Here is a 20,334-nt window from a genome sequence, read left to right as displayed (position 1 = left end):
GGCCGTCGTGGACGTCGCATTGGACCCGGTGCTGCTGCACCACATCGTCAACACGCTGGGCTGGCCCGACCTTCGACCCCTGCAACGAGACGCTGTTGCCCCGCTGACCGCCGGCGACGATGCGCTGCTGCTCGCCCCCACCGCCGGCGGCAAGACTGAAGCGGCGACCTTTCCAATCCTCACCCGGATGGCCACCGAACGCTGGACCGGCACCTCGGTGCTCTACCTGTGTCCGCTCAAGGCGCTGCTCAACAACCTCGAACCCCGGCTGGAACGCTACGCCGACTGGATCGGCCGCCGGGTCGCGCTCTGGCACGGCGACGTGACCGCTGGAAAACGCCGGACCATCCTCGCCGCCCGCCCCGACATCCTGCTCACCACCCCAGAGTCCCTCGAATCAATGTTGGTCAGCACCAACGTCGACCACCGTGCCTTCTTCTCCGGCCTACGGACGGTGATCGTCGACGAGGTCCACGCGTTCGCCGACGACGACCGCGGCTGGCACCTGCTCGCCGTACTGGAAAGACTCACCCACCTCATCGGCAGGCCACTGCAGCGAATCGGCCTGTCCGCCACCGTCGGCAACCCCGACCAGCTCCTGACCTGGCTACAAGGCGCCGCCGCCGGCCACCGACCCGCCAGCGTCGTCGCACCCGACCTGATCACCACCCCGACCACCGCCACCGCCCGGGTCCCACCCGGGGAAATCGAACTCGACTACGTCGGCTCCCTACCCAACGCGGCCAAGGTCATCGGGGCCCTGCACGCTGGTGAGAAGCGCCTGGTCTTCTGCGAAGCCCGGCAGACCGTCGAAGAGCTTGGCCAGCTCCTGCGCGGCCACGGCATCACCACGTTCCTGTCCCACGCGTCGCTGTCGGCCGACGAACGCCGCCGCTCGGAAACCGCGTTTGCCGAAGCCCGCGACTGCGTCATCGTCTCCACCAGCACCCTCGAACTCGGCATCGACGTCGGCGACCTCGACCGGGTCATCCAGATCGATGCCCCGGCCACCGTCGCCAGCTTCCTGCAACGGCTGGGCCGTACCGGCCGGCGAGCAGACACCGTCCGCAACTGCCTGTTCCTCACCGTCTGGGGCGAGTCGCTAGTCGAGGCGGCAGCCCTGCTCCACCTCTGGGGCGCCGGCTGGGTCGAACCCGTCACCCCTCCGCCCGAGCCGCGGCACATCGTCGCCCAGCAGCTGATGGCGCTGTGCCTGCAAGAACATCAGGTCGGAGACCGGCTGTGGCCGCAGTGGTGGAACGGCCTGGCACCCTTCGACCGCAGCGCCGAACCCATCGCCCGGTCCCTCGCCGACCAGGGATACCTCGACAACGACAGCGGCATGTACTACATCGGCTTGGAAGCCGAGAAACGCTTCGGCCGCCGGCACTTCATGGACATGACCGCCGTCTTCCTCGGCCCGCCGGAATTCACCGTCCTGGTCGGCCGCGACGAACTCGGCAAGATCGACCCGTGCCTGCTCACCGAGGAGGTACCCGGCCCCCGCCGCCTCCTGCTGGCCGGACGCAGCTGGCAGGTCACCTACATCGACTGGAAACGCCGCCGCTGCTTCGTCGAACCCGCCGACTCCGGCGGCAAAGCACGCTGGACCACCGGCGGGATCGCCGGGACCGGCTTCGAACTCACCCGAGCTATGCGCGATGTCCTCCTCGGCGCCGACCCGCCCGTGCAACTCACCCGCCGAGCCGTCGACCAGCTCGCCGTGCAACGCGACAAGTACGCGCCCGTAGTCCACCCCGGCGGCACCGTCATCCTCCGTGCCGACAATCACGACCTGCGCTGGTGGACCTGGGCCGGCTTCCGCGCCAACGCCACCATCGCGGCAACCCTCAGCGACGTCGTCGACCCCTTCCAACGCTTCGACGACCAGTACATCCGCCTCCGCGAAGACCTCACCCCCGCAGCATGGCGTCACCTCGTCGCCGACGCCGCCGATCGTCTCTGCCTTCCGGAGGTGAGCAAGAAGGCTCTCGAAGGCCTCAAATTCAGCGCCGCCCTGCCCGAACGCCTCGCCATGGCCACCCTCGCCGCCCGCCTGGCCGACCTCACCGGAGCACAACAGATCCTCACCAAATCGACCCGGTTCGTCTCCGTGGCCTGACCTCGCCTCACGGGACGGCCGATCGCTCGTCTCGGCTGCATTCCGAGTCGCTACGAACGGCGGATGAATTCGACGGTCTCGGCCTCCGTCCGCACACCCCTAGCCTTGAAGCCCGCAGTCGCGATGGCTTTGCCGAGCGAGTTCTGCGAGGAGTACCAGTATGGAAGATGTTTGCGAGCTGACGGCGCTAGCAGCTCACCGATCACGTCTTCGATCTCGCCGAACGTCATGGATACAGAGCCAACGTCCAAGGCGAGGAGGTATTCGGTGAGCGGCTGGTACTTGCCGGCCGGCTCGACCTCCACGCCAAGGCTTGGCGACCGGGTATCCGAGGCAAGAAGGTCCACGACCTCCGGCGGAATCCGAATCGCCGTCAGCGCACCGGCGTCGACCTACACCGACTTCATCATCGGCGCGACAGAAGGCGGAAGGATTCCTTCGGACTGAAGGTTAGCGGTGATCCGGGCCGCCGGCCTGGTGATGCCTCTCAGCATTCGATCGTCACGGTAGTCGCACAGGACGTAAATCTCCTCGCGGCTGATGGAGCCTCCCGCGGCCGCCGCCGCGTTGATGATGTCGGCGATGTCTCGTCCTCCTTCGCCTCGCAACCGCTGCAGCAGCACCTCAACGGCCATTTCTCAGGTTCGCCGATGTTGAGCGGCTGACGTCCGCCGACGCCGAGCCGGTGGTCGGCTGAGAGTGAACAACGCCGGGCACCCGTACAGAGAGCGACGAATGGGGTTCCGCCGACTGCCATCGGCGCGATGGCGCCCGTGGAGTTGCCGTTCGAGCACGGGGGATCTGGTGGCGCAGGGCGAGAGTCCGACGTCCTTGTTGCGGTCGCTTATCGGGAGCAGCGGTCGCAGAGCCAGGGCGTTGGCCACTCCGAGGTAGGCAGCCGAAGCAACACAACGATCATCCTTGCGGAGCGCTCTGCATAGAGCCTCGCCGAGGTCTGGTCGCTGAAGCCAGCCCGGGGTCCGGTCGCACGCCTCGGCAATCGGAATGGCTGTAACCAAAACGGATGAGGTTATCGGCACCCGCAGGGGTACAGGCCGCCCGCGTCGTGCGGGAGTTCCATGATCTACACGGGACGGCCGCGCGGGATGCTGGCGCCGACGCGCTGCTTCTATGGACCCGCCACAACCGGCGTGACTACTCCACAATCGGCTGTACGGTCTTATCTCGGCCTTGTGGCGACCCTGGCTCGATCGAATTTTCATCGATCCCTCCGATATGGTCGGTAGACCTGTGACAGGTAGCCGTCCGGCCGAGGGCAACCGCCTGATCCGGTAGGGATAATGGACCAATGCCACAACTCGAGGCGCATGAAATGCCGCTCCATAAGGTCTTCTGCAGCGATTACAGCTTTAGCATCCCTGACTATCAACGCCCCTATGCGTGGCGTAAGGAACAAGCGTTGCAGCTCTTGGACGACCTGAGCGAGGCCCTCGACCGCGACAGCAAGGAGCCCTACTTCCTCGGATCCGTCGTTCTCGTGAAGGACAAGCAGAATCCGGCGACCGAGGTCATCGACGGCCAGCAGCGACTGACGACCCTAACCATTCTGCTCGCGGTCCTGCGCGATCTGGCCGATGACGACGAGGTTCGGTCAAGCCTCGGCCAGTTGATCTCCGAGCCGGGTGACAAGATCCTAGGACTGGAATCGCGGCCGCGCCTTACGCTGCGGAAACGCGACTCCGCGTTCTTCGCGGAACACGTCCAGCACGCCGGCAGCGTGACGCACCTACTGACTCTCAAGGAAACGGCGGCCAAAAACGACGCCCAGAGGGCCATCCAGGAGAACGCGAACGCCCTCCATGGCCGCCTCGCCCAATGGCAGCCCCATCGCCGCCTTGATCTCATGCGCATGTTGAGCATGCGCACCTACCTAGTTGTGGTCAGCACCCCGGACCTGGCCAGCGCCCACCGAATCTTCAGCGTGATGAACGCCCGCGGGCTCGATCTGCTGCCCACCGACATCTTCAAATCGAACATCATCGGCACTCTGCCGCCGGACGACTCAGATGCTTACGCCGAGAGGTGGGAGAGCGCTGAGGAGTTGGTGGGCCGCGAACTTTTCGCCGAGCTCTTCCAACACATCCGGATGATCTTCGCCATGAAGCGCCCAGAGAAAGAGCTGCTCAAGGAGTTCCCCGAGCAGGTCCTCACCGATTACCTGCCAGGCAAGGGCGCCGACTTCATCGACAATGTGCTAACCCCGTACGCCGAGGCCTACGGCCAGATCCGGGACTACGCTTACGCGGCACCTGTTGGCGCAGAGAAGGTCAACAACTGGTTCCGGAGGTTGGCGCAAATCGACAACAGCGACTGGCTGCCGCCCGCATTGTGGGTACTCCATCGTCACGGTGATGACGCCGCTTGGCTGGACGACTTCTTCAAGGCCCTCGAACGGCTGGCGGCCAGCATGCTCATCCGCCGGGTCTACGCGACCCCACGAGCCCAGCGCTACGCCACCCTGCTGCGCGAGCTCAGGGAGGGGACGGGACTGGACGCACCGTCGCTGGCTCTGTCCGAAGCTGAGAAGCAGGAGGTCGCGCAGAAGCTGAACGGCGATCTCTACCTCCAGGAGAAGGTTCGCCGCTACGTGTTGCTGCGCCTCGACGAACTGCTGGCGGAGGCGCCCGGCGTCACCTACGAGCATGCGCGGATCACCGTCGAGCACGTCCTGCCGCAGAACCCGGCGGCAGCCTCGCTATGGAAGGTTAAGTTCACCGATGAGCAACGGGAGTACTGGACACACCGCATCGCCAACCTGGTGCTGCTGAATCGGACGAAGAACTCGCAGGCCCGCAACTTTGACTTCACGAAGAAGAAGTCCGCCTACTTTGCCGGGAAGAATGGCGTCGCCACATTCGCGCTGACGAGCCAGGTTCTTCTCCAATCCCAGTGGACGCCGGAGGTCCTGCGGGAGCGTCAGGCCGCGCTTCTCAACGTCTTGAAGAAGGCATGGCTGATGGACTGATCACCTCTCGGGAGCAGCTGGTAGCCGCCGCGAGACTGATTAGCCGGCAGCTGACCCCCATTTCTTCACGGTGAAGATCACGTCGAGGCCGTTGTCCGGGTGGTAGGTCCACGACGCGGAGATGGTCGCGTCGTGCATCGGGGGCAGACTGGCCTTGGCCATGGTGCTCTGCAGGGCGGCGACGTCGACCTCCCAGTCCGCGCTCTGTCGGCCCTGCAGGGCCGTCGTCTGGATCATCTGGGTGTAGACGGCTTCCGGCAGCTGGGTGACCATCTTGATGCACTCGACCGTGTAGTCGTGGGCGAAATCGTCCTCGCCCGCCGCCGGCTTCGCGAGGTCGTAGATAACGGTCTTGCCGGCGTCCTTGACGGCGTCCTTCGGCAGGCAATTGAAGTTGGCGAACGAGTACGGCCCGGCCGCCGGAGTCGGCGAGGCCGCGGATCCGGCAGGACCGCTGCCGCACCCGGCAGTAAGCGCCAACAGGGCAAGTGCTCCGGTGACTGTGGTGGTTCTCAGCGTCGACTCCTTTGTTAGTGGCTCGCTCAGATAACCGCCGACCGCGACCGGGGTAACGTGCTGTGCGGCGCCGAACAGCCGACAGCGACTCAGTGCCCGCACTGCGGAAAGCCGCCTGGATCGGCTTGTGAAGGGCCGGGCTGATCGGCCCGGTCAGCTGCTGAGCTCAACGATGCGTTGTTTGCGGGTGCGTTGGGCATCTGCGCCGTTACGAAGGCGTCGCGATGGAGCCCGGTCGTGGGGGACTGGGAAGAGGTGGTGGCGCACATGCCACAGCAGCCCGCGCCGGAGATCGCGATGGAGCCCGGCCGCGGTGACCGGGAAGAGTCGCGCGGGCGAACATGTTCGATCAGGGTCGGGTGTCGCGATGGACCCCGGTCGCGGTGACCGGGAAGAGACTTCGGACATGTGCGCCGGCGCCCGGGTCGATGGCGTCGCGATGGAGTCCGGTCACGGTGACCGGGAAGAGGTTGTTATTCAGCTTGAGATTGCCGGTTCGGGCGCCATGGTTCGGTGGTGAAGAGTTGTTTGAACTGAATACGCATCTAGCACCGAGAGCGTTGGCCTGAGGCCTCCACCCTCGGTCGGCCTATCGAGCCGGCAGGGTGATTTGTTCCCGAATGACGAGCTGGGCAGCTCGCCCGGGCGTAGCCGGCGTTTGGGGTGCTCTGGGTGACCCGCCCCGGGCACCCTCAGCATCCGCACGGAGATCGTCAGCCGTTGGTGGGAGTCCGTTGCGTTCCCCGCTGGGAGCACGCAACGGACCAGCAACGGGATCGGGCGTGCCGTCCGCGAAGTCGAGGATCGCCTTTCGTTCCAGGGTGACCATGGGAACGATGCGGTGACGGATGTCGTGAGCGGTAGCGAGGTGGATCTTCGTCAGGTCGCGTATCCCGCCGCACGACGACGACAGGAAGCGACTCGGCGCCTGAACCTGCTCGCGACAGGCCCTCGCCGGCCGGTCTAGGTTCCCGAGTCGAGGGGATCCTGAAGCTTGCCGAGGAGCAGGCCACCGACCGCATCGCCGAGGCTGAGGCTGCTGTCACCCAGATCGTGGCGCAGGCCCGCGCTGACTCCGAGCGCGCAAAGGCGACCGAGGAGGTTAGCGTCAGCCGATACGTCCCGCGGGACGACGGGTGCATTCATTTGCCGCTGTCCATGCGGCGATCGGGCCCGGGCCGAACGTGGCCCGCCGACGGTCCCGCTCGGAATAGGGGGAGATCGGGCGTCATTCGAAGTTGTCGTAGCCGGCGTACCATTCCTCATCCGACTGCGCGGGGGACGGCGCGCCCGACCGGGCGGCGACCAACAGGGCGTCTCGGATGTCGCCGAGCAGGGCACAGACGGTTTGCGCCAGCTGGGACTGGACCCGAAACCAGCCGAGGGCGTCGTCCTCCGCGAGCGGCGCCTGATTGTCGTCGCGGACCTGGCGCAGGGATTGGCGGCGACGATCGGTCGCCAGGGGGGCCAGCTCGGGGGCCAGACCGGTCGGACGGGGCTCGAAGATCTGCTCGACCAGGTCGATCCACGCCTTCAGCTCCGTGCGGGTCTGTGCGACCGCCTTCAGCTCGCTGAACTGGTCGACGTGTCGTTGCTGACGCAGTAGGCGTAGGTCGGGGCGGACCCCGGCCAGGGTCAGGCATTCGGCGTACCGGTCGAAGATCTCGTCGGCCCCGCGCGCGAACTCCTGCCGCTCGGCGGTGTCCACGCCCAGCTGGCGTTGCGCCAGCGTGGCCAGGTCGGGCTGCGGGGAGGGCAACCGGCCGGCTTCGGCCGGCACACCGATGCGGGTGGTCACGCCACCGCCGAGGCTGCCGAAGTAGTCCTCCAGCACGTCGAGACCGCCGATCCGGCTGGGATCGCCGCCGCCAACCTGGACCAGGTTGGTCAGCAGGCGGTGGTCGGGCACCATCCAGGGCTCGTACGACCCACCGTTCTCGCGGTCGCACCAGCGCTGGAACGCTTGCCGGTCGCTGATGCCGATGGCGTGCAGGCGGATGCCGGCCACCTGGCGCAGCTCGTCCATGAGGGAGACCGCGTCGCGCGTGACCTGGAAGGCCTCGCCGGTGCTGTCGTCACCTTTGGGATTGAACTCGGCGCCATCGCTGACCAGCACGATCAGCCGCTCGTTGCCGGGCACCCCGTGGCGGTGCAGCAGCTCGGAGGCGAAGTGCAGCGCCCCGCCGATGTCGGTGTTCTGGGCCTGCGGCTGGAGGCGGGTCACGGCCGAGCGGAACGTCTGCGCCACTTCGGGGCCGCTGTCGGCGCTCACCTCGGCCATGCCCTCGCTCACCGGGAACATCACTTCGCATGCCGTGCCGAACCGGACCAGCGCGATGCGCGACGGGCGGCCCGACGCGGACAGCCGCGCGTCGAGCAGGCGCAGCAGCGCCCGCTTCTGGGTGTCGGCGCGGGTGATGGTGCCGCCCGAGCGGGTGCCCAGTTGCCAGGCGTACGGGTCCTCGCCGCCGATCGCGGGAACGTCCGCCAGGTTCATCGAGCCGCTGCAGTCGGCCAGCACCACGATGTCGACGCCGGTGCGGCCGCTCTTGCCGTACAGGGAGATCTCGGTGCCGCGGCCGATGCGGACCAGGCCTTCCAGGACGCTGCCGTCGCGAGCGGTGGCCGCGCGTACGCGGAACGGCATGCTCGCGATCTCGATCCAGGCCGAGTCGTCGGCGTCCAAGTGCACCACCCGGCCGGCCAGGTCGGTGGCATGCAGCACGGCCCGGGACAGGTCCTGCATCGCGCCGTCGGTCATCGGCTCCAGCGTGATCCGGGCCGCCTCGGCGGCCGTGTCCGCGGTCAGCGTCCAGGCGGTCTGGTCGTCGGTCAGCAGCAGTTCGGCGGCCCGCCCGGCGGCGATCGCGATCGTGCCGGAGGGCAGCTCGGGGCGGGCGAAGAGACGGACGCCGGTCCGCCGCCCGCCGACAGTCAGCAGGCCGGCCGAGTCGCCGGGAAGATCGCGGTCGCTCACCACGAGCCGGTCGGCGTTGACGAGACCCGGCCCGGGCACGACCACCAGGCGGTGCCGGTCGGAATTCCAGCGGGAACTCACAGCTTCTCCAGGTTGATCTGCAGGCCGATGCGCTGCCGGAGCGCGTTGATGGTGGCTCCGCGCGTTCCGATGAACCGTCCTTTGAGATCTTGAGGCACGCGCACCCAGAGCTCGCCGGCGTGCGGTTTGAAGATCGAGAAAGAGATGCGCGCGACCATGTCACCGTGACCCATCGCGGTCAGCTCTTGCCCGAGCCGGGCGAAGTGGTGCTGCCCGTCGCGCTCGGCGGTGATGGCGTCGGTGCGTTCGCGCTGCCACCCGGGCCGATGCTCGTCGATCAGCGCGGTCAGCGATCGGTCCGCCCGGTAGACCTGATCGGCCAGGTCGTACAGCTGGGGGACGGTCAGCAGCCGCTTTTGCACGTTGATGAAGATGTGTTGAAAGAGCGACAGGCGAGGCAGTTTGGGTACGCGTGACCGCCCCCGCCGCCGGCCGAGGGTGCCGCTGATCACCTGACGCACCAGCTCGTCGGCGGCCAGCGAGGGGAGCCGCTGATGATGGGCGGGACAGAGCACGAGCCCGCGGCGGGCGGGACCGTAGACCTGCCAGCGGAAGGCGTGACCGGGGCAGACCCGGGTGCGGCAGCTTCCGGCGCCGGCCTGGAACTCACAGGAGAGGGTGCCGATGCTCCGGCATCCGCCGGTCGAGCAGTCGGGGAACCGCCGGTCGTAACAACCACGGCAGTACGAGATCAGCTCGTCGCCCGGGTGGCGCCGGCGATGCTGGTCGCACCAGGCCTTCCCGCTGCCGCAGCCGGGTCCCGTGCACCAGAAGCTGGCCGTCCGGCCGCATTCGCAGGCCGGCACGTGGGCGGGGCAGGTGGCCTTCGCGAACGACAGGTCGAGGATCACGACGTGGTCGTCGCAGACGCGTCGGCGGGTGTCGGTGGAGCCGCATCCGGAGCAGAGGAACGGGCCGTACCGGACCTGCCCGGCGTCGGCGCATGGGCCGCAGCGGTAGAGCAGCTTCGGTCGCTCCAGCACACCGCACACCGCGAACGTGGTGTCCGGGCCGGTCCAGCCGGCACCGAGATCGGACTCGAGCACCGTCGCGCCGATGACGCCGCCCGGCCGCCGCACCGTGATCGTCTGATCGGGCCGCAGGTCGCGGCCGATCAGCTCGGGCTCGACCTCGGCCCACAACCGGCGGGAACCCTCCTCGTCGGATGGTGGGTCGGCGTACTCCCGCAGGTCGAGCACGAGCAGGACGGACGGCCTCATCGGGCGGCCTCCACAGTGGTGTCGACGAGCAGCAACTCGATCGTGGCGCACTGGCCGCCGGCCGGGTCACGGTAGGCCGCGTTGGTCAGCAGCAGGACCGCCAGGCCGTCGGGCGGGCGGCGGACGTGGTGTCGGGCGGCGGCGACCGCGGCGTCGCGCTGGGCGGCGGGCAGCTTGACGGTGAGCAGCGCACGGCCGTCCTTGCCGGCCAGCCGCTTCGCCTCGGCGGCCTGGTCGCCCTCCCAGTCGGGCGGGACGGCGGCCGACTGGCGGGTCGACGCTCGACCGGGGCGCAGCGTACGCCGAATCGCCTTGGCCTGATCGCCGGGCAGCTTGCGCAGCGCCGGCAGCAGATCGGCCGTCCCACCACCCCGGGCGTAATCGGCCAGCGCCGCGGTCACCTCTCGGGCCGACAACCGCTCGTCCCCGACCTTGGCGAAGAGTTCGTCGGTGGACGGGCGACGCGGCGACGGCGGGGCGGACGCGCGACGCGGGGCCGGACGCAGCCGGTTCGCCCAGTAGCTGCGGGCCAGCGCCGTCGCGCCCGGATAGGCCTGCGTGTTGGTCGCGGTGACATGGTCCCGCTCGAGCCAGGTCGCGTCGCCGAAGAACTCGGCGCGGTCCAGGTCGGCCCCGTCCTGCGCCCACCGCCGCAGCAGGTCGCTCTCCTTACGGACGGCCGACGCGTGCGTGCCCGCCAGCGTCAGCCCGAAGGCGACCGGCGCGAGCTCGTCCGGCATCACGCGCATCGCCCGCAGCTGCGGGACGACCTGCTCCAGAAGGGCGAGGGCCCGCTCCCGGGCCGGCACGGGGCCGTCCGGCCGCGCTCGATCGGACCGGCCGCGGCGCGCCTTGTCGGAGCGGTCCTGCAGGGGGTCGAAGGTGGCGGCGAGCCCGGCCGAGATGGCCCGGGATCGGTTGCGGTCGAGCACCGCCTGCGGCACGGCGGGCACCCGGCGGCCGTCACGCTCCAGCTTGCGCGCCTCCACCGCGAGGGCCTGCACCAGCAGCGCGTGGGCGAGCACCGTGGTCGGCAACAGCTGGGCGTCGATGCAGCGTACGGCCACATTGGGCACCGTGTCGGCTAGCCCGGCCGGGTTGACGTCCATCAGCTCCAGCCGGGACACGCCCTCGTCGCGACGCAGGCTGTCGCGGACCCGGCCGAGGTGCCGGGGACTGGCCGACGCCAGGTACCGGGTGGACAGGTGCTCGCCCGAGTCGGCCAGCCGGCGTGACCCGGCGCCGTGCACCCGGTCGCCGCCGAAGGAGGCCTGACCGGTCAGCGCGATCAGCTCGGGCGCCCAGGCCCGCAGGAGGTTGGCGCAGATCTCCCGCTGGACGTCGGTGATCGTCTCGACGGCGTGCAGATCGGGGCAGAGCCAGTCGGCCCGGCCGCGGGCGCCGAGCCAACCGCCCGGCACGAGCCGGCCACCGGCGGCCCGGACGGTGGCGGCGAGCGTGGCCGCTCCCGACGCGAGCGTCTGTCGCAGCCGGGTGCGGGCGACCGGGTCGGTGAGCCAGAGCATGCCCGTGTCCAGCCAGATTGCGCCCGGCATCCGGTCGTTGGTGTAGAGGCGCAGCGGGCTGAGGTCGGGCCGGCGTGCGACCACCGCCGCGATCACCGTGGCCGGGTCGTCCGCCGCGACGACGAAGCCCTTGAGGATCCGATGCCTCAGCGGGCCGGTGCGTGAGAAGCTGACGAGCATGAAGCCTCCGAGTGCGTGAACTGCGAGCCGATCACCGGTGCGCGGGCGCGGGCGGCGGCAGTCTGGACAGCCGCTCGCGGCCGAGCGCCGGCCAGGGCGGGTCCCGACGACCGGCGAGCCGCCGGTAGAGCGCGCGGGCGTCGTCATGCCGGTCCGCCTCGCGCAGGGCGTCGGCCGCCTCCAGCGCCAGGGCGGGGTCGTCCAGAGCAGCGAGCGCCTGGCGGTAGTAGCCGAGCCCGGCCACGCGGGTGGCCGGATCGGCCACGAGCAGCCGCCCGAGCTCCCGAGCGGCGGCGGGTGACCAGCGCGGATCGTCCAGTTCGACGGCCTCGCGCCAGGTCTGTGTGGCCCCGCCGGCGTCACCCATGGCCGCGAGCCGGAGGCCCCGGCGGTAGGCGGCCTCAGCGGTCCATCGTGGATCTCCGTCCGCGACGACCCGGCCGTATGCCTCGGCCGCGGCGGCGTCGTCGCCGTCGGCGGTGACGAGCTCGCCGAGGTGCATGGCCGCGAGCGTCCCCCAGGCACCGCCCTCCCGGCTGAGGGTGCGAAGCGACCGTATCGCCGCCACGCGGTTGGCCGAGGCCTGCCGCAGGGCATCCGTCAGCCGGCTGGCCGCGTGGGCCGAGTTCACCACCCGCTGCCGGACGACGCGCGTGCGGCCCAGGGCCACCACGCCGATGAGCTTGTTGCTGCGGGTGGGCCGGGTCGCGCCCTCGGCCCGCATGCGCTCGTCGACGTAGCGGTAGAGGTCGTCGAATTGGACGAAGCCCTCCCGTCCCTTGGCCTGGCCGCGCAAGCCGGCGACCAGATGGCCGGTGAACTGGCTCGGGTGGCCGGGCACGACCGCGTCCCGGCTCAGCCGATCGGGCTGCGAGCTGGTCATCGCGGCCACACCCTTGCCGTCGAAGACGCTGCCGGACCCCTTGAAGCGGTAGTTGCCGGAATGGCAGCAGTCGAGAAAGACGATCTTTGCCGCGGCGAGACTCTCCTGGGCGTGCCGGGCCAGGGCGGCGGCGCTCAACGTGGTGCTCTGCACCGCCCGCATGATCGTGTCCTCGGCGCACAGGAACAGCTCGCCGTCGTCGGCCCGCCAGCCGTGCCCCGAGTAGTAGAACTGCAGCTGATCATCGGCATCCGCCTCCTTGAAGAAGATCTCGGTCGCCGCGGCCATCTCCGAAATCTTGAGGTTCTCGTGCACGATGACGTCTTCCGGGCGATGCAGGCCGTACTCCGGGTCCGTCAGGGCGGCGCGGAGCCGGTCCACATCGATCGGCGGCCCGATGAGCTCCGGCAGCTCGACCGGCTCGCGAGGGAACTGCCAGTTGCCGAGGATGAGGGCGCGGTAGCGCCGGGCGCCGGTCATTCGCCGGCGGGCGGCAGCTCCGGCGGCGTGCGTCCGTCCGCTGTGCGCTCGTCGCCGGTCGAGTCGTCCGTGCCGTCCGCCGGGCCGAGGGCGGCGACGATCGCGGCGCGCAGCGACCCCTCGCTCATACCCTCGCCGACCAGCTCCAACGTCCGCTTACCGGCACTCTCGCCGACGGTCAGGACGATCCGCCGGGTGCTGCGCCCGTTCAGCCAGTGGAGCAGGATCGTGGTGGCCGCGCCGACCGTGCCGGAGCCGCCGAGGGCCAGGATGATCTCGGTCGCCGCGCCCTTCTGCCCGGGCTCGGGCGGCAGCGGCCGCAGCCGTGCGTCGAGGTCGTTGGCCTGCAGCAGCCGCAGCAGCCGGCGGCTCTCCTCGCCCCACTGCCAGTCGCCGGACTCCAGCGCGGCGTCCTCCGGAGTCAGCACCACCGGTATGACGGATTCGGGCACGTATCCTCACCCCACAGTCGACGGATCATCACCTGCGTGCTTACATCATCTGAGAGTGACTTTTCCGGTCCCGTCGGTGATTCGACAGAACCCCTCGGACCGGATTTTGGCCTCCAAAAGGTGGATAACGGATGACCGACCAGCGGCCTCTCTTCGATGATCGGCGATTCCCCGACCTTCTCGACCAGGCCCGAGCGGAATTCCGGCGGCGTCTGGCCGACGCGGGTGCCCACCGTCCGATCAGCACGGACGAGGAAGCCCTGCTGGCCTCGGCCGCGTTGCTGGTCGATCACCTGCACGACCGGCTCGGCGCGCTCTCCGGACGCCTGCACGCGCCGCTGCTGGAGCTGCTCGGGCTGCGGCCGCGAGGTCCCCGGGCCGCGGTCACACACGTGCGTGTCACGTTCGAGGACCCGCTGACCGGCGAGGTCGAGATTCCGGCGGGTGCGGAGATCACATCCGGTTCCGGCGCACCGTTCACCGTCGTCCATCACGTACGGGTGATCCCGCCGCGGCTGGCCCACACCTTCGCGGACCCGACCGGGCTGAGGATCGGGTTCGCCGAGCCGGTCGGCGGCACCACCATCGAGCTGACCGGCGTGGACGCGACCGGCGGCGAGTTCTGGGACGGCCGGGAGTGGCGGCCCTGCCGGCGGCGGCAGAGCCCCGGCGACGCCTTGTGGCTGGAGGTTCCGCCCGGCCACGTACCGCACGAGCTGATGGGTGCCGAGGCCGCGTGGCTGCGGCTGCCCGATGCCCGGCTGACCGAGAACCCGCACGTGCGCACGGTCGAAGCGGTGGTGCTCGCGGTGCACGCCCGGCGCGTCGCCGACGAGCCGCTCGGCGTCAGCGACGGAACCGCCGGCCAGCGGTTCCGCCTGCGCGAAAGCCCGGCCGTGGTGCCCGGCCGGAGTCCGGTGGTGGAGACCTCCACCGACGACGGGTGGCTGGCCTGGCAACCGGTGGAGTCGTTCGCGCGCAGCCGGCCCGGCGACCTTCACGTCCGGTACGACGTCGCGGCCGGCGAGATCGTCTTCCCGCCTGCCGTGCCCGGCCCCGACGGGTCGAGCCGCGCGACGGGCCCGGTGCCGCCGCCGGGCGCCCTAGTCCGCGTCCGCGACTACTGGACCGGCGGCGGATCGGCCGGCAACGTCCCGGCCGGCGCGTTGCATGAGCTGGGGATTCCGTTGCCGGGCGTACGCGTGGAGAACCCGTACCCGGCCCGCGGTGGCAGCGACGCCGAGTCCGAGGCGGACCTCTGGCAGCACGCGCCCCGGCTGCTCGCGGCGGGCGATCGCGCAGTCACCGAGGCCGACCACGAGGAGCTCGCGATGCGGGCCGACGCGTCGCTGGCCCGGGTGCGGTGCGTGGCCGACCAGGCGTCCGGCGCCGTCCAATTGCTGCTCGTGGCCTCGCCGCCGGCCGCGCATGCGAGCCGGCCGTCGCTGGAGGATCTCCGGCCGTCCGGCGCGACCTTCGAGGCGGTACGCACCTACCTGGACGAGCGGCGCCTGCTGGCGAGCCGGCTGCACGTGATGCCGCCCAGCTACCAGGGCATCGAGGTCGAGGCCGAGGTGGCCGTGGCGGAGAACGCCGACGAGCGCGCCGTCCGGGCCGCGGTCACGGCGGCCCTGTACGCGTTCCTGCACCCGCTGACCGGCGGCGACGACGGCCGGGGGTGGCCGTTCGGCGAGGCGGTGCACGAGTCGACGATCAAGAAGTTGCTCTACTCGAGCGACGGCGTACGGGAGGTCGTGCGCCTCGCCCTGTCGCCGGTGGATCCGGCGACCGGTGCGCACAGTCCGGCTCAACCGGTCATCTCTCTCATCCCGACAGCCCTGCCGCTCTCCATCGGTCATCGGGTGCGGATCGTCCAGGTCTGACATCGCACAAACCAAAAGGGACGCTCGGATGCACCCCGACAGAGTGATTTGTCATCCGATCATGCTCACCGTCATGTTCTTGTAGCGGAGAGCAAACTCGGGACCCTCGGCCTACGTTGAGTCGACGCACTCCCCGTCATCACGGCGCTGTATGCCAGATGGCCTGTTCACCGGGGGGGCGTACTGCTCACAGTGGCTATCCGAGATCGCCCTACTCCCGTGGAGGCTTCCGCATGCCCGAACCGGCCGCCGCTACGTCCGAACCGGCCGTCGTCGCGATCGCGCTCGTCGACGTCGAAGGCTTCGGCAAGCGGACCAATCCTGTTCAGCGGCAGGTCCGAGCCGACCTCTACGAGGTGGTCCGCACCGCGCTGACCGAGGCCGGCCTCGACCCGGCCCGCATTGCCCAGGAGGACCGCGGCGACGGCATTCTGATGATCGACCCGGACGCCTCGGTGCTGCGGCTGGCGGGGAGGTTCGTCCGCGAACTGGACGACGGCCTGCGGGAGAAGGCGCGGACCAGCGCCCCGGTCGCGCGGATCCGCCTGCGGGTGGCGGTGCATCTCGGGCTCGCCGAGTGGGACGGCGAGGGCTGGGTCGGCGCGGATGTGAACACGACTGCCCGGCTCGTCGACGAGCCGCAGCTCAAGGCCGCACTGGCCGCGGCCGAGCGGGCGAACCTGGCGCTGATCGTCTCCGGCCGGGTCTTCGACGGCGTGATCCGGCACGACTACCGGTCGGTCGATTCGTCGACCTTCGAACGGGTGACGATCGATGCCAAGGAGTTGCGGGACGAGCCGGCCTGGATCCAGGTGCCCGGGTACGCCTACCCGCCGGGTGTGACACCGGCCGCGGAGCCGGAGGCGGAGAAGCCGAAGAGCGAGAAGCGCGCCCGGCAGAGCGGCATTATCTTCAACGACTCCACCATCGACGTCCGCGGTGATCTGGTCAACAAGAAGGTCGTCAAAGGGGGCGGCCGATGACGACACCCGATCCCGCGCCGTCCCCCGGGGCGCCGGGGCCGGCTGATCCCGCCGCTGGTGGTCCGGCGACGCCCGCGCCTGCGACGCCCACGCCTGCGACGTCGGACCCCCAGCCGGCCGCCAACGGCAAGGGGGAGACGCCGCAGGCGCCCGACAAGCCGGTGGCGGCCGACAGCGCGGGCGGTGCCGAGGTCAAGACCACGGTCGACTCGGCCGATCCGGACGCGTCCCAGGTCGAGGGCCGGGCCGGCCGACAGCGGCACCTTCGCCAGGAGAACGCCAAGGTCAAGGTCGCCGGCGACATGGTGGGCGGCGACAAGCTGGTCGTCGCCCTGGGCGGCGCCGATCCCGCGCCGCTGAAGCCGCTCGACCCGATGATGATCCTGCCGGTCCGCAAGGCGTTCGTTGATCCGGACGGCTGGGCCGAGGTCCGCGGCGCGATGAACGACCGGCGCGTTGTCGTGCTCCGCGCCGAGCCCGGCAACGGCAAGGTCGCCGCCGCGATCCGGCTGCTGCAGTCGCCGCCCGACCGGCGGATCTTCAACCTCGACCGGAGCGTCGACCTGTACCGGCTGGGGGACTGGCTGGAGGCCGACGCGAAGGGCGACGACCCGCTGCCGCGGTCGGCCGGGTTCCTGCTCTGCGAGCCCGTCTCCTGGGGCCCGGGCATCGCCGAGCTGTTGCGGCGGCTGACGCCGACGCTGGAGTTGATCGACGCGCGCCTCGTGCTCACGGTCACCGCCGACGCCGCGCTACCTGATCCGGAGATCACGTCGTACGTGGTCAATCTGCCCCGGCCGGAGCAGTCCGCCGTGCTCGCCGCCCACGTGACCTGGCGGCTCCGCGACGAGCGGAAGAGCACGCGGCTGCTCGCCGACCCGGACCTGCTCGCGTTCGTTGAGCGCGTGTTCACCGTCGATCGGACGATGAAGGCCGCGGCCGACCTGGCCGTGATGATCGGCCAAGAGCTCGATGGTGCCACCGTGGACCTCGTGCGGCTGGAGCGCCGCTGGGCCGAGCGGGCCACCGAGGACTTCGAGATCTGGTTCGGCGGCCTGCCCGACGTTCAGGCCCGCTGCCTGGCCATCGCCTTGGCGGTGCTCAACGGCCTGCCGTACGAGAACGTCGTCCATGCCGCGGGCCTGCTGGCCGAGCGTCTGGACGGCCCGCACGAGGGCGATGACCTACAGCCACCGTGGCGCGACCCGTTCACCACCACCCGAGGCGAGTTGCTGAGACTGCTGCGCGCCCGGATTCGCACGACGACGGTGCGCGGGCCGTTCGGCAACGCGCCGGCCGAGGTCATCGAGTACGAGGCGGAGGACTACGCGTCGGCGGTGCTGATCAGGGTCTGGCACGAGTACCGGATTCAACTCCCGCTGCTGAACTGGCTGAGCGAACTGGCCGAGAACTACTCCGAGGACGTCCGCATCTGGACCGCCACCGCGCTGGGCGTGTTCGCCACCCAGGCCTTCGACTACGTGTACCGGTTGTCCTTGGCGCCGATGGGCATCCACCAGAAGTTCTGGCTGCGTGACGTGGCGGCCACCGCGCTGAGCGTTCCGGCCGCCGACAAGCACCTGCGCCCGCTGGTCGAAGCGGTGGCAGCCGGCTGGCTCGGCAACGGGAACAACCGGCTCGGCCAGGCCACCGCGGCCCGGGTGTGGGGCGTGGCCCTGGGCGAGCACGGCCCCGACCGGGCTCTGAACTTCTTGGAGCGGCTCACCACGATCGACGACCGCCGGGTGGCTCGCGGCATCGGCGACAGCATGGCCGACCTGCTCCTGGCCGACGAGGAGGGTAACGCCAAGCGGGTGCTGCACCGCGTCGGAAGCTGGCTGTTCGACGATCGGCGTGCCCTGACCGGCTCGTTCGTCTTCCTCTGGCTGGCCGAGAACCTGACCGCCGAGCATCCCGCCGCACCCGACACGACGTGGCCGATGCTGCTGCTCCTCGCCGATCAGCGCGACGACCTGCGCCACCGGCTGGTCGAGATGTGGCACCAGGTGCTGCGGTCGGGCCTGCTACAGGTCTCGGTGAACCGCGTGCTCGACCGCTGGGCCGACCTGGCCGAGGCCGACGTCCACGTGCGCAGCGCATTCGCCCGCTCGGTGGCCGCGCTACCCGGCTCGGTGGGCCGTTTCGACCCGATCGAGCAGCAGGTACGCACCCATCTCGCCAGGTGGCTGGCGCACGACAACCTGCAGCCCAAACCGCTGACCGCGTACGCAGTCGAAGCCGAACTCGCGAAGAGAAACGGGGCCCGATGACCAACTCCGTGCCGCTCATCCTCACCCAGACGACCGTGCAGCGCGGGTTCAAGCCCGAGCCCGCACGAAATCCCAGCGTCGCGGCGGTGTACGCGAACGGGATCGGCGACCTGGTCTACTTCTCCGGTCGTACGATGACCCTTGGCCAGCGCCTTTTCACCGACTGCCGCATGCGCTACGACGTGGACATGAGCGATCACCGCCGCAAGGCGGAACTCGCCAGCACGCCGCTGCGGACCCGCGACGGCCACTTCTTCATCGCCAGCGTGGACGTCGCCTTCCGCGTGCACGACCCGTGCGAGGTGGTCCGGCGGGGCATCCAGGACGCCCTTCCGGTGGTCTACAACTACCTGGGCCGGACCCTCGAGGGCGCGGCCTTCGACTTCGTCGTCGAGGATCCGAGCGGCGCCGAACGAGCCATCCGCTCATTGTTCCTCAATCCCGTCGTGCTGCCCGACGGCATCACGATCTTCGAGGTGACGCCCCACCTGCGGCCGGATGACGCGACCGCCGACTACCTCCGGAAACTCCGCGACTCCCGGCGCGCACTGACCACCAACGACATTCAGCATCGGGTCAACGTGCAGGAGCACGAGCAGGCGGCCCAGCTTTCGGCCATGGCCCAGGACGGCCGGCGCGCCGAGCTGGAGAAGGAGCGTGTGGCTTTGGGCGGGCGCGGCCTGACCGCGGCCGATATGGCCCGTGAGCATTTGATGCGCCATCCGGAGGACACCGAGAAGGTGACTCAGATGCTGCTGGAGCACGAGCGGGCGCTCCTGCAGGCGCAGGACGCTCACAGCCAGCGCACCACCGAGTTCATCCAATTCATGATGGACAACGGCGTCGTGCAGCCTGGGCAGTTCCAACCGTTCGTCGAGGGTGCGGCGAGGGCGTACGGCCTGCCCGGCACCGCGGCCGCGATCACCGGTCCGGGTTCGGCCTCGTGGAATCAGGCTCCCGTGCTGCCGGCCATCGGCGGCGCCGCGCCGGCGCCCCCCGCTCAGGCCGGCCCGCCGCCGCGCGAGCAGGTCGTGCTCAAGCCGGACCCGGCCTCCAGTATGTGGGCGCCCACCGACGGCGTACAGCCGGTGTACCTCCTGGTCGACGAGTCGGCCGACGCGTCGGCCTATCTGGACGATCTCGGCGACGGCCTGCGGCGGCTCTTCGACGGCCTGCGCACGGCGGCGGACATCGCTCCGGCGATCCGGCTTTCGGTTCTGGGGTACGCCGACCAGGTCGCCGCCCGGATGTCGATGACCGCGGTGGACCCGAGCACCTCAGTACCTTGGCTGACGTCACGCGGGGTGGCGAGTTACGCCAACGCCTTCGAGACGTTGTACGGGCGGATCGCGCCCGACGTGAGCACGCTCAAGGCCCAGGGCCTCATCGTCCGCCGTCCGCTGGTGTTCCTGCTGGCGGCGGCGGCGCCGGCTGACGACGGGGTGTGGCAGACGCCGTACGCGCGCCTGACCGACCCCGGCACGCACCAGTACGCGCCGAACATCGTGGCCTGCGGGGTGGGCGGCGCCACCGCCCCGCTGATCGCGGCCATCGCGACCAAGCCCGAGTTCGGCTACGTGGCGACGGCCGACGCCGACGTGAGCACGGCGATCGGCGACTACTGGGACGCGTTGACGTGCTGCCTGGTCAAGTACGGCCGGACGATCCTGGCCGGTGCCCCGGACCTGGAGTTCGAGCTGCCGCCACACTTCCGCGTGGCGTCAGCGCTCTGACCGCCGGCTTCTGGCGGCAACCCACATCATCCGGCGGCAGGC

The 20,334-nt window shown here is 70.0% G+C and carries 14 protein-coding genes; 6 read left to right on the top strand and 8 right to left on the bottom strand.

What is annotated here, in order from left to right; genetic code table 11:
• The first annotated feature begins 7 nt into the window (after positions 1 to 7).
• Positions 8 to 2,122, top strand: a complete 2,115-nt coding sequence (locus tag AB0J80_RS12110) for a DEAD/DEAH box helicase (protein ID WP_364703829.1) — start codon at positions 8 to 10, stop codon at positions 2,120 to 2,122.
• A gap of 50 nt (positions 2,123 to 2,172) precedes the next feature.
• Here AB0J80_RS12110 and AB0J80_RS12105 read toward each other — a convergent pair whose 3' ends face one another.
• Both AB0J80_RS12105 and AB0J80_RS12100 read right to left on the bottom strand, forming a co-directional pair.
• Positions 2,173 to 2,469 carry a hypothetical protein gene (locus AB0J80_RS12105; RefSeq protein WP_364703826.1) on the bottom strand — a complete coding sequence of 99 codons (297 nt, stop codon included), beginning with the start codon at positions 2,467 to 2,469 and terminating at the stop codon, positions 2,173 to 2,175.
• A gap of 45 nt (positions 2,470 to 2,514) precedes the next feature.
• Complete coding sequence (locus AB0J80_RS12100; RefSeq protein ID WP_364703823.1) at positions 2,515 to 2,757, bottom strand: hypothetical protein; 243 nt, start codon at positions 2,755 to 2,757, stop codon at positions 2,515 to 2,517.
• Positions 2,758 to 3,431: 674 nt separating this feature from the next.
• Here AB0J80_RS12100 and AB0J80_RS12095 point away from each other — a divergent pair.
• Positions 3,432 to 5,108 (top strand): DUF262 domain-containing protein, encoded by a 1,677-nt coding sequence (locus AB0J80_RS12095; protein WP_364703821.1) that lies wholly within the window; start codon positions 3,432 to 3,434, stop codon positions 5,106 to 5,108.
• A 39-nt stretch (positions 5,109 to 5,147) separates the two neighbouring features.
• Here the strand turns inward: AB0J80_RS12095 and AB0J80_RS12090 are convergent, their stop codons facing one another.
• From AB0J80_RS12090 to AB0J80_RS12065, 6 genes are all read right to left on the bottom strand, one after another.
• The gene (locus tag AB0J80_RS12090) at positions 5,148 to 5,588 is read right to left on the bottom strand and encodes a hypothetical protein (RefSeq protein WP_364703818.1); all 441 of its coding nucleotides are present in this window, start codon (positions 5,586 to 5,588) and stop codon (positions 5,148 to 5,150) included.
• A 1,264-nt stretch (positions 5,589 to 6,852) separates the two neighbouring features.
• A complete protein-coding gene (locus AB0J80_RS12085) occupies positions 6,853 to 8,682 on the bottom strand; it encodes a vWA domain-containing protein (protein ID WP_364703815.1) in 1,830 nt (609 codons plus the stop codon).
• Complete coding sequence (locus AB0J80_RS12080; protein ID WP_364703812.1) at positions 8,679 to 9,902, bottom strand: KH domain-containing protein; 1,224 nt, start codon at positions 9,900 to 9,902, stop codon at positions 8,679 to 8,681. The genes AB0J80_RS12085 and AB0J80_RS12080 overlap by 4 nt, the downstream gene beginning before the upstream one ends.
• Positions 9,899 to 11,608 carry a hypothetical protein gene (locus tag AB0J80_RS12075; RefSeq protein ID WP_364703810.1) on the bottom strand — a complete coding sequence of 570 codons (1,710 nt, stop codon included), beginning with the start codon at positions 11,606 to 11,608 and terminating at the stop codon, positions 9,899 to 9,901. Before AB0J80_RS12075 ends, AB0J80_RS12080 begins: the two co-directional genes overlap by 4 nt.
• A 31-nt stretch (positions 11,609 to 11,639) precedes the next feature.
• Complete coding sequence (locus AB0J80_RS12070) at positions 11,640 to 12,971, bottom strand: caspase family protein (RefSeq protein ID WP_364703808.1); 1,332 nt, start codon at positions 12,969 to 12,971, stop codon at positions 11,640 to 11,642.
• On the bottom strand, positions 12,968 to 13,423 hold the full coding sequence (locus tag AB0J80_RS12065) for a hypothetical protein (RefSeq protein WP_364703805.1): 456 nt from the start codon (positions 13,421 to 13,423) through the stop codon (positions 12,968 to 12,970). Before AB0J80_RS12065 ends, AB0J80_RS12070 begins: the two co-directional genes overlap by 4 nt.
• Positions 13,424 to 13,554: 131 nt before the next feature.
• Here AB0J80_RS12065 and AB0J80_RS12060 point away from each other — a divergent pair, with 131 nt between their 5' ends.
• The 4 genes from AB0J80_RS12060 to AB0J80_RS12045 all read left to right on the top strand — a co-directional run bounded on the left by AB0J80_RS12060 (position 13,555) and on the right by AB0J80_RS12045 (position 20,292).
• Positions 13,555 to 15,306 carry a putative baseplate assembly protein gene (locus AB0J80_RS12060; protein ID WP_364703802.1) on the top strand — a complete coding sequence of 584 codons (1,752 nt, stop codon included), beginning with the start codon at positions 13,555 to 13,557 and terminating at the stop codon, positions 15,304 to 15,306.
• A gap of 233 nt (positions 15,307 to 15,539) precedes the next feature.
• Positions 15,540 to 16,289 carry a hypothetical protein gene (locus tag AB0J80_RS12055; RefSeq protein WP_364703800.1) on the top strand — a complete coding sequence of 250 codons (750 nt, stop codon included), beginning with the start codon at positions 15,540 to 15,542 and terminating at the stop codon, positions 16,287 to 16,289.
• Positions 16,286 to 18,559 (top strand): hypothetical protein, encoded by a 2,274-nt coding sequence (locus AB0J80_RS12050; protein ID WP_364703797.1) that lies wholly within the window; start codon positions 16,286 to 16,288, stop codon positions 18,557 to 18,559. Before AB0J80_RS12055 ends, AB0J80_RS12050 begins: the two co-directional genes overlap by 4 nt.
• A complete protein-coding gene (locus AB0J80_RS12045) occupies positions 18,556 to 20,292 on the top strand; it encodes a hypothetical protein (RefSeq protein ID WP_364703794.1) in 1,737 nt (578 codons plus the stop codon). Before AB0J80_RS12050 ends, AB0J80_RS12045 begins: the two co-directional genes overlap by 4 nt.
• The last annotated feature ends 42 nt before the right edge of the window (positions 20,293 to 20,334 follow it).

The sequence above is a fragment of the Actinoplanes sp. NPDC049548 genome, assembly GCF_040676695.1.
Classification (GTDB): Bacteria; Actinomycetota; Actinomycetes; order Mycobacteriales; family Micromonosporaceae; genus Actinoplanes.
This window is presented reverse-complemented; position numbering and strand designations above follow the sequence as displayed.